General features: G+C 34.5%; 13 protein-coding genes. 9 read left to right on the top strand and 4 right to left on the bottom strand.

Annotated features, from left to right (window positions below):
- Positions 1–13: 13 nt before the first annotated feature.
- Both DFQ06_RS16395 and DFQ06_RS16390 read left to right on the top strand, forming a co-directional pair.
- Complete coding sequence (locus DFQ06_RS16395) at positions 14–400, top strand: YchJ family protein (RefSeq protein ID WP_133968957.1); 387 nt, start codon at positions 14–16, stop codon at positions 398–400.
- A 15-nt stretch (positions 401–415) separates the two neighbouring features.
- Positions 416–1,189 (top strand): hypothetical protein, encoded by a 774-nt coding sequence (locus DFQ06_RS16390; RefSeq protein ID WP_042496884.1) that lies wholly within the window; start codon positions 416–418, stop codon positions 1,187–1,189.
- A gap of 15 nt (positions 1,190–1,204) precedes the next feature.
- Here DFQ06_RS16390 and DFQ06_RS16385 read toward each other — a convergent pair whose 3' ends face one another.
- Positions 1,205–3,832 carry a DEAD/DEAH box helicase family protein gene (locus DFQ06_RS16385; RefSeq protein WP_133968955.1) on the bottom strand — a complete coding sequence of 876 codons (2,628 nt, stop codon included), beginning with the start codon at positions 3,830–3,832 and terminating at the stop codon, positions 1,205–1,207.
- 53 nt (positions 3,833–3,885) lie between these two features.
- Here DFQ06_RS16385 and hemB point away from each other — a divergent pair, with 53 nt between their 5' ends.
- The 7 genes from hemB to DFQ06_RS16350 all read left to right on the top strand — a co-directional run bounded on the left by hemB (position 3,886) and on the right by DFQ06_RS16350 (position 10,745).
- Positions 3,886–4,878, top strand: a complete 993-nt coding sequence (gene hemB / locus DFQ06_RS16380; RefSeq protein ID WP_133968953.1) for a porphobilinogen synthase — start codon at positions 3,886–3,888, stop codon at positions 4,876–4,878.
- 179 nt (positions 4,879–5,057) lie between these two features.
- Positions 5,058–6,143 (top strand): CNNM domain-containing protein, encoded by a 1,086-nt coding sequence (locus DFQ06_RS16375; protein WP_042504427.1) that lies wholly within the window; start codon positions 5,058–5,060, stop codon positions 6,141–6,143.
- Positions 6,143–6,616, top strand: coding sequence for a methylated-DNA--[protein]-cysteine S-methyltransferase (locus tag DFQ06_RS16370; RefSeq protein WP_074938718.1), 474 nt, complete (start codon positions 6,143–6,145; stop codon positions 6,614–6,616). Before DFQ06_RS16375 ends, DFQ06_RS16370 begins: the two co-directional genes overlap by 1 nt.
- Position 6,617: 1 nt before the next feature.
- Positions 6,618–7,142 carry a DUF4442 domain-containing protein gene (locus DFQ06_RS16365; protein WP_042504431.1) on the top strand — a complete coding sequence of 175 codons (525 nt, stop codon included), beginning with the start codon at positions 6,618–6,620 and terminating at the stop codon, positions 7,140–7,142.
- A 65-nt stretch (positions 7,143–7,207) separates the two neighbouring features.
- Positions 7,208–8,359, top strand: a complete 1,152-nt coding sequence (locus DFQ06_RS16360) for a serine hydrolase domain-containing protein (protein ID WP_133968951.1) — start codon at positions 7,208–7,210, stop codon at positions 8,357–8,359.
- Positions 8,356–9,069, top strand: coding sequence for a 3'-5' exonuclease (locus DFQ06_RS16355; protein ID WP_042496870.1), 714 nt, complete (start codon positions 8,356–8,358; stop codon positions 9,067–9,069). The genes DFQ06_RS16360 and DFQ06_RS16355 overlap by 4 nt, the downstream gene beginning before the upstream one ends.
- Positions 9,069–10,745, top strand: coding sequence for an ABC transporter ATP-binding protein (locus DFQ06_RS16350; RefSeq protein WP_133968949.1), 1,677 nt, complete (start codon positions 9,069–9,071; stop codon positions 10,743–10,745). The genes DFQ06_RS16355 and DFQ06_RS16350 overlap by 1 nt, the downstream gene beginning before the upstream one ends.
- A 346-nt stretch (positions 10,746–11,091) precedes the next feature.
- Here DFQ06_RS16350 and DFQ06_RS16345 read toward each other — a convergent pair whose 3' ends face one another.
- The 3 genes from DFQ06_RS16345 to DFQ06_RS16335 form a co-directional block, all read right to left on the bottom strand.
- A complete protein-coding gene (locus DFQ06_RS16345; protein ID WP_133968947.1) occupies positions 11,092–11,745 on the bottom strand; it encodes a 3-oxoacid CoA-transferase subunit B in 654 nt (217 codons plus the stop codon).
- An 87-nt stretch (positions 11,746–11,832) separates the two neighbouring features.
- Entirely contained in the window at positions 11,833–12,534 is a 702-nt protein-coding gene (locus tag DFQ06_RS16340) for a CoA transferase subunit A (RefSeq protein WP_042504440.1), read from the bottom strand.
- Positions 12,535–12,833: 299 nt separating this feature from the next.
- Positions 12,834–15,170, bottom strand: a complete 2,337-nt coding sequence (locus DFQ06_RS16335; RefSeq protein WP_074938705.1) for a penicillin-binding protein 1A — start codon at positions 15,168–15,170, stop codon at positions 12,834–12,836.
- Positions 15,171–15,181: the final 11 nt, after the last annotated feature.

Here is a 15,181-nt window from a genome sequence, read left to right as displayed (position 1 = left end):
TGATGCTTTTACCATGAATTGCCACTGCGGAAATTTAAAACCTTATACAGATTGTTGCCAAAAAGCGCACCATAATGTTGCCGAAGCTAAAACAGCCGAACAACTTATGCGCTCGCGCTACAGTGCTTTTGTGTTAGCCAATGGCGATTATTTAATGGCTACGCATCACGTATCTACACGCCCAACAAAAGAAAAAAAAGCGATAGTAAACTGGGCGAAATCTGTAAAATGGATAAAATTAGAAGTTCTAGAAACTTCCGAAGGACAAGAAAACGATGCTAAAGGTACGGTTACATTTAACGCATATTTTTTCGAAAACGGAAAAGTAGATGTGATACACGAAAAATCGGCTTTTGTACGAGAAAACAATCTTTGGTCGTATTTAGGACTAAGTAAATAGAAAACATATTGCATTATGAGTAAAATATTTCAACGCGTGTTTTTAATCATTAATTTTAAAACACTCTTGATTACGGGTTTATCCATTGCTTCCACAGCGTTTTGTTTACATTTTGAAATTAAGGCAGATTTCCCATTAACCTTAATTGGTACTGCTATTGTGTTCCCAATTGTTTTTTCTATTGGTGGTGCTTATAAACGCCGTGAAGTTGCTTTAGATGAATATGGCTCAATAAAAGCTCATGGTCGCGCGTTATTTTTCGCAGTTTCAGATTGGGTAGAAAATCCTCCTCAAGAACTTAAAGATGAATTAAAAGAAAACCTAAGAAACCTTTTAAACTCTTGTAAACACGTTTTTAGCCACCCTAAAGAACAACTAGAAGAAAACGAAAAAGGAGTTTACAGCAGTTTTGAAGATCTATCTAAATTTATAAAAAGTATGCGTGCACACGGCTTACCTTCGGGAGAAGCATCACGTTCTAATCAGTTTTTAAGCAAAATGATGATTTCATTCGAGCGTATCAAGCATATTTACCAATACAGAACACCAAGAACACTGCGTACCTACAGTGATATTTTCATTGTGCTTTTACCAATTATTTACGGACCACATTTTGCTCACAACGTAACAAGTTATAACTACGGCTTGGAGTTTGCTGTACCTATTATGTTCAGTGTAATTTTAGTTGCTCTAGACAATATACAATCGCATTTAGAAAATCCTTTCGATCAGCAAGGTGAAGATGATGTTTATATTAATGTCGATAAATTTATAAGAAATTTAGATTAAGTTTTTTTAACTTAATTACTTCCAAACCATCACCTCTTTTGATACTTTCTTAAAAGCATTATGCACATGCGCCAATCTAGCTTTTAACAGTAATCTTCGACCTTCCTTATGCCTTGTGTAAAACAATTTACTTTTACCAATATGCGTGTTCCAATGTTTTTGAAAAACTAAGGCCTTCGCTTTTTTATCTCCGAAGATCTCAGGAACCGGGTAGAAATTTTCAATATCTAGTCGTTTTCTAAAGAAACTACTTTTAATAATAAGATATCTTGGTGAATTTATTGGGTTTATAATTTCGCTTAACGCTTTAGAAAACACAGCACTTTCATAGGCATTTCCACCGAGCAAACTGCACGATACATCTCCTTTATTTACAAGACTAGATGTTACAATTAACGCCTCTTTATTCGTTGTTATATAATTCAACTCAACCATAGTATCCAATATGGAAAGTCCCATATTTTGTATCTTTTTATACAGATACCCATGTTTTACATAAAGTGTTATAGCACGATATAATTTAAGTCCAAACGAAAATAAAAAAGCAGCTAGAAAGGCATAAATAAAATATAGCACACCACGTTGTACAACAAGGTTTATACCTCTTAGAATAAACTCGACATAAAACACAGAAATAGCAAGCATTAACTCGACTACAAAAAAGCGAATAGCATCAAAGTAATATAATTGTCGCTGTCTAGTAAAAGGTTTATCACCTATATAAAACAGCCTCACATCTTTGGTTAATCTTGTTCCTTTACCAATAGAGTCTTCCCATTTTTTGGTTGTTTCACCTCTATCTTTTGCACGTTTTAAAGTCACTTCATTTAAAACATCAATATCTTCTTCTAAAAAATGTTCAGGAAAATTTAAACGATCAATACCGTTAGAAATAAACGGAACATCATTATTAGTAACACCTACAAAAGCATCAAAACGTCGCTTTAAAACTTCAACATCTCGCCCACCGCTTGCATCTGTAATATCTACACAAGCTAGATGCCAAATATTTCCGGTTTTATCTGGCTTATCGGCATCTTTTCTAATAGCACGACCACGCATTTGGTTAGATGAAACAAACGAACCAATAAAGGAAGCTAAAATTAAACTATTGATAGAAGGTGCATCCCAGCCTTCACCAAGCAACGATTTTGTACCCACCAGAACTTTAATATCTCCATCTTCAAAAAGCTTTGTGATAATACTAACAATGCTATTTTTTGTTTTAATTTTAGATGAAACCACTAAAAAATCGGCATCAATTTCTAAGGGAGAAAAAGAAAAGCTATCGCAACTTTCAATCTTATTAAAAGGCTCCAATACGCTTTTATGCACAATAACTAAGCTTCCTGAAAGTACAGCAAGGTCTTCTTTATGCGAGCAACTACTTCTTATAAACTGAAATATCGGCATAACACCAATACTGTTTATGAGTTCTTTTTGGCTGTTTAAAAATTCTTTCCGAATATAATCGGTTAAAATAACGCAACGTAAATCTTCTTTTAAATTTTCGCGCTCTGCCTTTACAATATCTACTATACTTTTTAATTTACTCGGGCTATTGGATAATGATTTATACAGTAAGTTTTCACCAATAAAATCCACTTTTCTTTTTCGAAATACATCTAATTGTCGGAGTTTCTTTTCCAATCTCATCAAATACACCTCGTGATCTATCAAAAGTTCTCTATCGGACACTAATAAATTCTGAAATAAAACACCCAACCATTCTAATTGTAACTCTGGAAACTGAATCGTTTCATCTCCCTCAAAACCAAGAAGTTCAAGTTTCTCCTTTTCAATACTAATTCCGCAGGCATTTAAAAAAATAAGAATCGCCGAAAAATATTCAGTATTGCTATAAATAGCTTCTAAATGATACTTCGGGCTTTTATAAAAACGATGGGCTTTCAGAAAAGATATAAAAGCTTCATCCTCTATTAATTCATCATTAAATGTTGCTATTTTTTTTCTGTATTCAACTATAAAATTAATCTCTAAATCTTCAGGTTTAGAAAAGTAAACAAAATCTTGATGAGGACATAAATCGGTTTCTCTAACCAAGTCCGGTACCGCAATTTCATCGTCTATGTCTCCACATAGCTTAAAATATTTAGCAACTTCCGTTCTATCGCTATCATAAGGTGGCGTGGCGGTTAAGGCCACTAAATGAAACGGAATATTTTCTTTTAAATCAATTAAGCAGGTCCACCATGCATTTTTTAAATGATGCGCTTCATCTAAAACCAATGTTTGAATATTATGCTTTTTGAAAAAGGCGTAATAATCATTTTTATCTTCAAAGGTTTTGTAAAAAGCATGTAACGATTGATAGGTAGAAAAGGTAATATCTTTAGGAGCTTTTAAATCGAAAGAAAACGGCTCGAAATCTTCATCTCTAGTAAAAAAGGTTTGTAAGCGGTTTTCCCATTGATTTCTAATAGTTAAGGTTGGAGCCAAAACCAAAGTTTTCTTGTTTAATTTTCTAATAATTTCAATGCCTAGAATGGTTTTTCCTGATCCTGGAGGTGCAATAACATGAAAATGATTGTCCTCAATATGAGTATTGAAGTGTTTTAACAAATTAGCCTGATAACTTCGCCAAGGAAAGTTAAATTCTAAAAATCGAAACGATTCGAGCAAGATAAAAAGGGTTTAAATTATTAACTTTGTATTCGATAAAAGTAATAAAAACTATGTATCCATTACGAAGAAATAGAAGATTGAGAACTAATGAAGCTATTCGTAGTTTAGTTCGTGAAACTGTAATAACGCCAAACGACTTTTTAGTGCCACTTTTTGTGGTTGAAGGCAAAGGTATTAAAGATGAAATAGCATCGATGCCAAACTATTTTAGGTATAGCTTAGATTTATTAGAAGGCGAAATAAAAGAACTTTGGAGTCTTGGACTAAAATCGGTTTTACTTTTTGTAAAAGTACCAGATCATTTAAAAGATAATAAAGGTACTGAAGCTTTAAACCCGAACGGATTAATGCAACGTGCCATTAAGACCATAAAAAACGTTTGTCCGGATATGTTAGTGATGACGGATGTTGCGCTAGATCCTTATTCTTCTTTTGGACATGATGGTATTGTGCAGAATGGTATGATAATAAACGACGAGTCGGCTGCTGTATTATCGCAAATGGCTTTAACACATGCACAAGCAGGCGCCGATTTTGTTGCGCCTAGTGATATGAATGATGGCAGAACCTTACAAATTCGTCAATTATTAGAAAACGAAGGCTTTAAAAATACGGGGATTATGAGTTATTCAGCAAAATACGCCTCGGCTTTTTACGGGCCTTTTCGTGATGCTCTAGACTCTGCTCCTGTAGATTTGGTTGATGTACCAAAAGACAAAAAAACCTACCAAATGGATTGCGGAAATAGAATAGAAGCTATACGCGAAACCCTAATGGATATTGATGAAGGATCGGATATTGTTATGGTAAAACCAGGCTTATCTTATCTTGATATTTTAAGAGATATTAAAAATGAAGTAGACGTACCTGTGGCTGTTTATCAAGTTTCTGGCGAATATGCTATGATAAAAGCGGCCGCTGAAAAAGGCTGGTTAAATCACGACGAAGTTATGATGGAAACCACTATGGCTTTTAAACGTGCTGGTGCCGATATTATAGCAAGTTACTTTGCTAAAGATGTCGTTAAAATATTAAACGGTTAGTTTCAAAAACATATAACTTCACAAATCGCCAACTTAGATAATTTAATATTTAGGTTGGCGATTTTTTTATTTTTTATACGCCATATAGGGTGCTTTTATAATATTCTTATGGTACTTGTATTATTTCATCTTTAAATTGATTTGATTTTGTAAATTAGCATTTAACAAAATCATTATTAATGACCGCATTAATCCTTTGGGCAACCGTATCTATTTTCTTTTCATTTTTATGTTCTATACTCGAAGCTGTTTTACTGAGTGTAACGCCAACCTTTATAAATGTTAAAAAACAAGAGGGTAAAGATTACGCATTAACATTAGAGACTTTAAAAAAAGATGTAGACAAACCTTTAATTGCTATTTTAACCTTAAACACTATTGCACATACTTTAGGTGCTATGATGGTAGGTATCCAAGCAGAAAGTTTACCATACAAAATAGAATTTTGGGGCATTAACACAGTTGGTGTAGTATCTGCAATAATGACGTTTTTAATTTTGGTTGCTTCGGAAATTATCCCGAAAACTATTGGCGCTACATACTGGAAACAACTTGCTAACTTCACTTCTAAAGCTTTAGTTGTTTTAATTTTCCCATTAAAATGGACTGGGATTTTATGGTTACTACAACTTACTACTAAACTTATTGGCGGTAAAGGTCACGGTAGTGTTTTAAGTCGCGAAGGCTTTTTAGTAATGGCCGATATGGCTCAAGAAGAAGGTGTTTTTCAAGAAAATGAAAGTAAAATAATAAAGAATTTATTAACCTTTAAAGAGGTCTTTGCTAAAAACGTAATGACCCCAAGAACGGTTATGCTTGCTGAAGATCAAAATGCTACAGTAGAAGAGTTTTTTAACAGAAACTTAAACTTGCGTTTTTCTAGAATCCCTATTTTTTCTGAGAACCCTGATAACATTACAGGCTTAGTTTTAAAAGATGAAGTCTTTAAAGAAATGGCTCTAGGAAACGGCACAAAAAAACTATCTGAACTTACCAGAAATATAATTATTGTAGACCGTAACTTACCGATACCAAAACTTTTTGAACAACTTGTAGAAACTAGAAACCATATGGCTTTAGTGGTCGATGAGTACGGATCTGTTAGTGGTTTGGTTACTATGGAAGATGTTATTGAAACGCTTTTAGGTTTAGAGATTATGGACGAGAGTGATAACGTATCTGATTTACAATCCATGGCCAGAAAAAGTTGGGAAGCACGAGCTAAAAAACTTGGTATTTTTGAGGAAGAAAATCCTGAAAACTAATGGAAACCTGCATCATCAAATCTCCTTTGGGTTTCACCAAAATAGTTGGTGATGTAGATGGTATTACTCAAGTAACGGTTTTAAATTCTGAAGAAAAAGAAACCGATATTATACCTATAGAATTAGAAGAATGTGCAACACAACTTCAAGAATATTTTGAAGGCATACGTACAGAGTTTAGTTTAAAACTAAACGCGCAAGGAACAGATTTTCAAAAGCGTGTTTGGGATGCCTTAGAGCAAATTCCGTATGGTAAAACCACATCATACCTAGACCTTACTAAAGAATTAGGAGATGTAAAAGCCATTAGAGCAGTTGCCAATGCTAACGGTAAAAATCCGCTTTGGATTATTGTACCATGCCATCGTGTTATTGGCAGTAACGGTAGCTTAACAGGTTACGCAGGCGGACTTCACAGAAAAAAATGGCTCATAGAACACGAGAGCCCATACAAACAACAATCGCTTTTTTAGAATGTACAGAACCATAACCAAGATTGCAAAACGCTTTTTTACCGATGCTCAAATTTATAAATACGGGTTCAACTGGTCACCAATGTACAGAAGATCAACAGGTCGATTAGTTACGGTTTCGGAAGATTTAATGTACGTTAAAATTAAAATCCCGCTAAGTATTAAAAATCGAAATTTTGTAGGCACTATTTTTGGCGGTAGTCTATTTTCGGCAACCGACCCGATTTACATGATTCAACTCATGAATATTCTTGGAGACAACTATGTAGTTTGGGATAAAAGCGCCACCATAAACTTTAAACGTCCTGCAAAAGAAACAGTGTTTTCAGAATTTATTTTTTCCGAAGAAGATTTAAATCTTATTAAAACTGAAGTTTCTGAAAACGGTGAATTTAACTTAGTAAAAACCCCAAAAATCGTTGATAAAAACGGCACTATTATCGCCGAATTATCAAAAACTATTTACATTGCCGATAAAGTATTTTACAAAAATAAACGAAAACGCAAAACGAATTCTCTCGCCTAAAACAAACCTTCTTTTTTATTAGAATAGAATTTTATTATCTTTAGTTTCTATACTAAACCAAATAAATGACATTCCTTAAAAAACTTATTAAATGGCTCGCAATAATAATCGTTCTACTTATTGCTGTGCTTTATATCACCGATACAGATTACTTAATAAAAGCCGTTAGAACCATATATCTAAAAGGGCATACCACAGCTTTCTTGGAAGATTATAAAGAACTAGATAACAGAGTGGTTGAAACGGGCACACCTATCCCTTGGCCAAACCATACAGATTATAATTCTGTAAAAGCAACCGAAACACTATCTAAAATCAACTCACAAAACGGAACCATTGCCTACGTGATTATTAAAAACGATAGTATTTGGTTCGAAAATTACTACGACGGTTTTAACGCAAATTCACAATCCAATTCCTTTTCTATGGCAAAAAGCTATGTGTCGGGACTTTTAGGTAAAGCAATAAAAGAAGGTTATATAAAAAATTTAGACCAACCAGTTTGTGATTTTTTACCAGAATTTTGTAATGGATTAGCCAAAACCATGACGGTTGGAGATTTATCTAGCATGGCTTCTGGCACAAATTGGGACGAAGCCTACTACTCGCCTCTATCTATTACAACACGTGCTTATTTTGATGACGACCTAGCGAAAGTAACAAACAGTCTAAAGGTTGTAGATACTCCTGGTCAGTATTTTAAATACGCTAGTGGAGACACACAAATGTTAGCCATGGTGATAGAAAACGCTACGGGCAAAAAACTCTATAATTATTTAACCGAAAGTTTTTGGAAACCTCTAAACTCTGAAAACTCAACCCTATGGCAAGTAGACAGCGAAACTCACGATTTAGTAAAAGCCTATTGCTGCATAGCTAGTAATGCTAAAGATTTTGCGCGCTTTGGTAAACTTTATAAAGACCACGGAAAATGGAACGGTAAACAAATTTTAGACTCCACTTTTGTGGCAAAATCAATTAAACCACGCTTTAAAAACAGTCCGGAATATGGTTACGGTTGGTGGCTAAGAACAATAAAAGATAAACACTTTTTTATGATGCGTGGCCACTTAGGGCAATACGTTATTGTAGAACCGAACGATAATGTTATTATAGTAAGGCTAGGTCACTCTAAAGGGCCAATAAAAACAGTGGCTACGTTTACCGATGATATTTCTGTGTATATAAACGAAGCCTATAAAATGCTAGAAAAATGATACGTAAACTTAACTTAGAAAACATTTTATTTCTGGATATCGAAACCGTTCCGGAAACACAATATTTCTCTGATTTAGACGAAACAAAACAAGCGCTTTGGGAACACAAATCGAAATACCAGCGCAAAGAAGATGAAACCGCCGAAGAATTTTATAACCATGCCGGAATTTGGGCAGAGTTTGGTAAAATAGTTTGTATTTCGGTAGGTTATTTTAAAATCACGGATGAGTCTCGAAGTTTTAGAACAACTTCTTTCCATGGAGAAGAAGTTAAACTTTTAACTGATTTTAAAACCTTATTAAACACACATTTTAATCAAGCAAAACACTTACTTTGCGGTCACAATGGTAAAGAATTCGATTTTCCGTTTATTGCTAGACGCATGATTATAAACGATATTGAAATACCACAAAAATTAAATTTATTTGGCAAAAAACCTTGGGAAGTACCACATCTAGACACGCTAGAACTATGGAAATTTGGCGATTATAAAACCTATACCTCGTTAAAACTATTAACCAGCGTATTAGGGATTCCGTCTCCAAAAGATGATATTGATGGCAGCGAGGTTTATCGTGTATTTTACGAAGACAAAGAAATTGATAGAATTGTAACCTATTGCGAAAAAGATACCATTGCCGTAGCACAGATATTTTTACGCCTACGAGGTGATGCCATTTTAAAAAACGACGAAATTATTCATATTTAATGAAGAAAAACATACTTAGCGTAACCGATTTATCCATTGCATTTAATGGCAATGAAGTCATCCATAACATATCTTTCAACCTTAAGGAAAATGAAATCCTGGGTATTGTAGGCGAATCGGGTTCAGGAAAATCAGTATCCTCATTAGCCATTTTAGGTTTACTTCCGAAGAAAATTTCTAAAATCACCTCAGGAAGCATTCTCTTTAACAATGAAGATTTAACCAAACTATCACCCAAAGCATTTCAAAATATAAGAGGAAAACAAATAGCCATGATTTTTCAAGAACCCATGAGTTCTTTAAATCCGTCTATGACCTGTGGCAAGCAAGTACAAGAAATTCTTTTACAGCACACCAATTTATCTAAAAAAGAAGCCGAAAACGAAACATTATCTTTATTCGAAAAAGTAAAGCTACCCGACGTAAAACGAACCTACACCAAATATCCACATGAAATATCTGGAGGCCAAAAACAACGCGTTATGATTGCGATGGCTATTGCATGTAAACCCGATGTTTTAATTGCCGACGAACCTACAACAGCACTAGATGTTACAGTACAAAAAGATATAATAAAGCTTCTGAAAGAACTACAGGCTGAAACCAAAATGAGTATTATTTTCATTACTCACGATTTGGCTTTAATCTCCGAAATAGCGAACCATGTTTTGGTTATGTTTAGAGGAAACTTAGTTGAAGAAGGCTTGGTTAAAACTATATTTAAAAGCCCAAAACACAATTACACCAAAGCATTAATTAACTCGCGTCCATCATTAGATACACGCCTAAAAACCTTACCAACTATAAAAGATTTTTTGGAAGACACAACCTCTACCGAAATTGTAACCGACTATGACAGGCAAGTAAATCATGAAAAAATTTATAGCCAAACACCGTTATTAGAAGTTATTAATGTTGAAAAGGAATATTTATCTAGTGCTGGATTCTTTAAAAAGGCCACCTCCTTCAAGGCTGTAAATAATGTTAGTTTCAAATTATATCCTGGTGAAACATTAGGATTGGTAGGTGAATCTGGCTGCGGGAAATCTACACTTGGTAACGCCATCTTGCAACTAGATAAAGCTACGGCAGGTCAAATTTTGTATAACGGCATTGATATTACCAAATTAGATAAAACTGAAACTAGAAAACTTAGAAAAGATATTCAAATTATATTCCAAGATCCTTACTCCTCATTAAATCCAAGAATGCCTGTTGGAGAAGCCATTATGGAACCTATGAAAGTCCATGGACTATTCAACTCTACTAAAGAAAGGAAAGAAAAAGTTATTGATATTTTAAACCGTGTTGGCTTATCGGAAGATTATTTTAATAGATATCCTCACGAATTTTCTGGCGGGCAGCGCCAACGTATTGGTATTGCGCGTACCATTGCTTTACAGCCCAAACTTATTGTTTGCGACGAGTCTGTTTCTGCACTTGACATATCAGTACAAGCACAAGTTTTAAACCTATTAAATGAGCTAAAAAAAGATTTCGGTTTTACTTATATCTTTATTTCACACGATTTGGCTGTTGTAAAATATATGAGCGACCAATTATTGGTTATGAATAAAGGTAAAATTGAAGAATTGGACGACGCTGATACTATCTACAAAACTCCTAAAAAGGATTATACAAAAAAGCTTATTGAAGCTATTCCGAAAGGGATTTAATAAGAATTGTGAAATAGATTCACGCTATAACTTGGGGAAGTTATAGCATGAAAATTTTCTTGGTCAAGTAAAGTAGGCCTTTTAAAAATTGCAAGTTTCCTTGTACAGATTCTTGAAATTTACTTGTTTTAAATGTAGGTTGTTCAGGTAGATTTGGTGCAAAATTCATAAGGGTTAGATTATGGTAGATTTGGGGGAAATCTATAATTAAACTTGGTTTCTTTGTTCTCTGTAAAGATATTCTTTTCTTTGAATAAATCGGTTTAAAAACACATATTATCGCTGAAATACATTAAATTTTAACATTTAACTCTGTTTAGCCCCACAAACAACTAAAAACAGCTTATTAAAATTGCATCTCAGGTATATCTCCATCAATAATTAAAGTGCCCTCTGTTGCGTTTTTTATATCATCTACCGAAACACCTGGAGCGCGTTCTAAAAGTTTAAACCCAACAGCAGTAACATCTAACACCGCAAGGTTGGTTACAATTCTCTTTACACACCCAACACCTGTTAATGGTAACGTACATTTTTTGAGAAGTTTAGATTCGCCTTTTTTGTTAGTGTGCATCATGGCGACAATAATATTTTCGGCACTTGCTACCAAATCCATAGCGCCTCCCATACCTTTAACCATCCGTCCTGGGATTTTCCAGTTTGCAATGTCCCCATTTTCCGCCACTTCCATAGCACCTAGAATAGTTAAATCGACATGCTGACCTCGAATCATTGAGAAACTTAAAGCCGAATCGAAAAAACTAGCCCCAGGCAAAGCCGTTATAGTTTGTTTTCCTGCATTTATAACATCAGCATCTTCTTCTCCCTCAAAAGGGAAAGGCCCCATGCCTAAAACACCATTTTCACTTTGAAATTCGACCTCTATATCTTCTCTAACATAATTTGCTACCAACGTTGGAATGCCAATTCCTAAATTAACGTAATAACCATCCTGAACTTCCTTTGCAATGCGCTTTGCTATACCTATTTTATCTAACATGATTTTGTGTCTTTATTAGTTCCGCGGAAGCGAAAACCTCTTAATTGGATTCTTAATTTTAAACTTTATCTAAAAGGATAATCAAATTTAACCACGCGATCTTACTGTGCGTTGCTCAATTCGTTTCTCATAGCGTTCTCCTTGAAAAATACGCTGTACAAAAATACCAGGAATATGAATTTGATTAGGATCTAACTCCCCTAGTGGCACCAACTCTTCAACCTCAGCAACAGTTATTTTTGCAGCACCACACATTACCGGATTAAAATTTCGAGCTGTTCCTTTAAAAATCAAATTACCAGCGGCATCGCCTTTCCAGGCCTTAACAAAAGCAAAATCGGCTTTAAACGCATGTTCTAACACATACATTTTACCATCGAATTCTCTCGTTTCTTTACCTTCGGCGACTTCGGTTCCATAACCTGCAGGTGTGTAAATAGCAGGGAATCCGGCTTGAGCAGCACGACATCTTTCAGCTAATGTACCTTGCGGAATAAGTTCAACATCGAGTTCTCCAGAAAGCATTTGGCGTTCAAATTCATCATTTTCGCCAACATAAGAAGATATCATTTTTTTAATCTGTTTTTTTTGAAGTAGTAAACCCAATCCAAAATCATCAACACCTGCATTATTAGAAATACAGGTTAAACCATGAACTCCAAGCTTTACTAACTTAGCTATAGCATTTTCGGGAATGCCACTCAGTCCAAATCCGCCTAGCATAAAGGTCATATTGTCTTTTACACCATTTAGCGCGGCATCAACATTAGCTACTTTCTTATTTATCATTATGAATTCGTTTTAGAATTAAGCTTCATGTTTTTATAAAAACATCATTTAAAGCTGCTTAAATTTACGAATAATTCAAAAGAATATTAAAATTTAAACAAATAATATTACCAACGTTTTAGTTAAATAAACTTGAACCATAAAATCTTTCATCTCCAATAATTTATGGGTATCGTTTACACGGAAAAATTTATTGAAAAGAAACCTATTCAAGACTTAACAAATTAGCTACGAACTAAACCAAAAAAAACCATCCTTTTCAGAATGGTTTTTAATACATTATATTAAGTTCTTAAGATTTAAAAATCTAAATCTTCAGGTGTATTATCATCTTGATTACTATCAGAATCGCTATCAACCTTAGAACAATCTACATTAATAGATAAATTTTTAGGTTTTGTAAAAGCATCTTTAGAAATTTCTAAATGCTTGTCGGCATAACAGTTCTTCATGTAAACACCCCAAATTGGTAGAGCCATTGCTGCACCTTGCCCGTAAGTAATACCAGGAAAATGGACAGCTCTATCTTCGCCTCCAACCCAAACACCAGTTACTAAGTTTGGAACCATACCCATAAACCAACCATCACTTTGGTTTTGTGTAGTACCAGTTTTACCTGCAATTGGGTTTGTAAACTCATATGGATATCCTGTAATTACTTTTCTATAATCACTTCTATAAGAATCTCTTCCTTTACCTCTTAAACGTGCACCAGAACCAGATTGTGTTACACCTTCCATAAGTTTTACGGTAACATAAGCGGTTTCTTCACTTAAAACATCCCGTGTTTCTGGTTTAAATTGATATAAAATAGTTCCGTTCTTATCGGCAATTGTTGTTACCATAACTGGTTTGGTATAAACCCCTTGGTTTGCAAAAGTAGAATAAGCACCAACCATTTCGTAAACACTAATATCTGGTGTTCCTAAAGCAATAGAAGGCACAGCAGGAATATCAGAATCGATTCCTAATTTTCTAACTAAATCTATAACCGTTTGCGGTCCTACTTTATCAATTAATCGTGCTGTAATGGTATTAACCGAATTAGCTAATGCATTCTTCAAAGAACGTGTACCACCATACTCACCACCTGAGTTTTTAGGACACCATTCTTCTGGGTTTCCGTATTTATTGGCTTCGATACAAAATGGTGTATCTGGCAACTCATCACAAGGTGATAAATGCAACTGATCCATAGCCGCTGTATAAACAAAAGGCTTAAAGGTCGAACCAATTTGACGCTTCCCTTGGTTTACCATATCATATTGGAAGTGACGGTAATTCATACCACCAACCCAAGCTTTTACATGGCCTGTTTGCGGATCCATAGACATCATACCTGTACGAAGGAATGATTTATAATAACGCATAGAATCTATAGGTTTCATGATAGTATCTATTTCTGACGCTCTACCATCTTCCCATGCAAAAACAGTCATTTCTGCAGGTTCATTAAATGAAGCTTCAATTTCTTTATCCGATTTTTTTAAATCGTATTTAAGATGCCTCCAACGTTCAGACTGTTTCATTCCTCGCCTTAATAGCGAAGCAACCTCATTTTTATTAAGATCTAAAAACGGAGCTGTAGGATTCTTTTTAATGTTATTCTGGTTAAAAAACTCAGCTTGAAGCCTTGGCATATGTTGTTGCACAGCATCTTCAGCATGTTTTTGCATACGAGAATCGATGGTTGTATAAATTTTTAAACCGTCGTTATATAAATTATATTTTGTTCCGTCTGGCTTAGGGTTTTCTTTAATCCAATCTTTCATAAAACCATCTAAATATCCTCTAAAGTAAGTAGCGATACCTTCACGGTGCGACTCTGGAGAATAGTTTAAATCTAAATCTGTTTTTTGAAGAGAGTCTTTTACTTTTTCATCTATAAAATCGTATTTCTCCATTTGAGCTAAAACTACATTTCTACGGGTTTTAGTTAACTCAACTCGTTTTCTTGGATTAAATAAAGATGAATTTTTAAACATACCAACAAGCATCGCAGATTCTTTTAAATCCAACTCTATAGGTTCTTTACCGAAATAAATACGTGAGGCACTACGAATACCATCGGCATTATTTAAGAAATCGTAAATATTGAAATATTGTGCAATAATTTCTTCTTTGGTGTATTGGCGCTCTAAACGAATAGCAATAATCCATTCTTTCACTTTTTGCAAAACACGCTCTACAATATTTTTAGAGCCTTCACCATGAAATAATTGCTTTGCCAATTGCTGAGAAATAGTACTTGCTCCACCACCGCTACCAAGCGTCAATATAGCACGTAAAGTTCCTTTGGCATCAATACCAGAATGATCTTTAAACCGTGCATCTTCTGTTGCTATTAATGCGTTAACCAAATATTGTGGCAACTCATTATAACCAACAGGTGTTCTGTTATCATTAAAATAGAACTTCCCTAGGGTTTGCCCATCGGAAGAAAGAATTTCTGTTGCTAAATTTGTTTTAGGGTTTTCTAACACGGTGTGATCTGGCATTTCGCCAAAAACACCCCAAGATGCTAATAAAAACACTAAAACGATAGAGAGAATACCTCCTAAAAATATCACCCAAAACCATCGAATGTATTTTGTAAAATCTTGAACTGTGTTTGTTTCTTTTTTTGCTTTTGCCATGGTTTAAGAGC

This window comes from Algibacter lectus, assembly GCF_004368925.1.
Lineage (GTDB): Bacteria > Bacteroidota > Bacteroidia > Flavobacteriales > Flavobacteriaceae > Algibacter > Algibacter lectus.
The sequence above is the reverse complement of the archived record's forward strand: the minus strand, read 5'-3'. Positions and strand labels throughout refer to the sequence as shown.

Bases quoted from the DNA above. Each gene is read 5' to 3' on its own strand.
- DFQ06_RS16350 (WP_133968949.1), top strand. From the start codon at position 9,069: ATGAAGAAAAACATACTTAGCGTAACCGATTTATCCATTGCATTTAAT.
- DFQ06_RS16395 (WP_133968957.1), top strand. From the start codon at position 14: ATGAATTGCCACTGCGGAAATTTAAAACCTTATACAGATTGTTGCCAA.
- DFQ06_RS16335 (WP_074938705.1), bottom strand. From the start codon at position 15,170: ATGGCAAAAGCAAAAAAAGAAACAAACACAGTTCAAGATTTTACAAAA.
- DFQ06_RS16365 (WP_042504431.1), top strand. From the start codon at position 6,618: ATGTACAGAACCATAACCAAGATTGCAAAACGCTTTTTTACCGATGCT.
- DFQ06_RS16340 (WP_042504440.1), bottom strand. From the start codon at position 12,534: ATGATAAATAAGAAAGTAGCTAATGTTGATGCCGCGCTAAATGGTGTA.
- DFQ06_RS16355 (WP_042496870.1), top strand. From the start codon at position 8,356: ATGATACGTAAACTTAACTTAGAAAACATTTTATTTCTGGATATCGAA.
- DFQ06_RS16370 (WP_074938718.1), top strand. From the start codon at position 6,143: ATGGAAACCTGCATCATCAAATCTCCTTTGGGTTTCACCAAAATAGTT.
- hemB (WP_133968953.1), top strand. From the start codon at position 3,886: ATGTATCCATTACGAAGAAATAGAAGATTGAGAACTAATGAAGCTATT.
- DFQ06_RS16360 (WP_133968951.1), top strand. From the start codon at position 7,208: ATGACATTCCTTAAAAAACTTATTAAATGGCTCGCAATAATAATCGTT.
- DFQ06_RS16375 (WP_042504427.1), top strand. From the start codon at position 5,058: ATGACCGCATTAATCCTTTGGGCAACCGTATCTATTTTCTTTTCATTT.
- DFQ06_RS16345 (WP_133968947.1), bottom strand. From the start codon at position 11,745: ATGTTAGATAAAATAGGTATAGCAAAGCGCATTGCAAAGGAAGTTCAG.
- DFQ06_RS16390 (WP_042496884.1), top strand. From the start codon at position 416: ATGAGTAAAATATTTCAACGCGTGTTTTTAATCATTAATTTTAAAACA.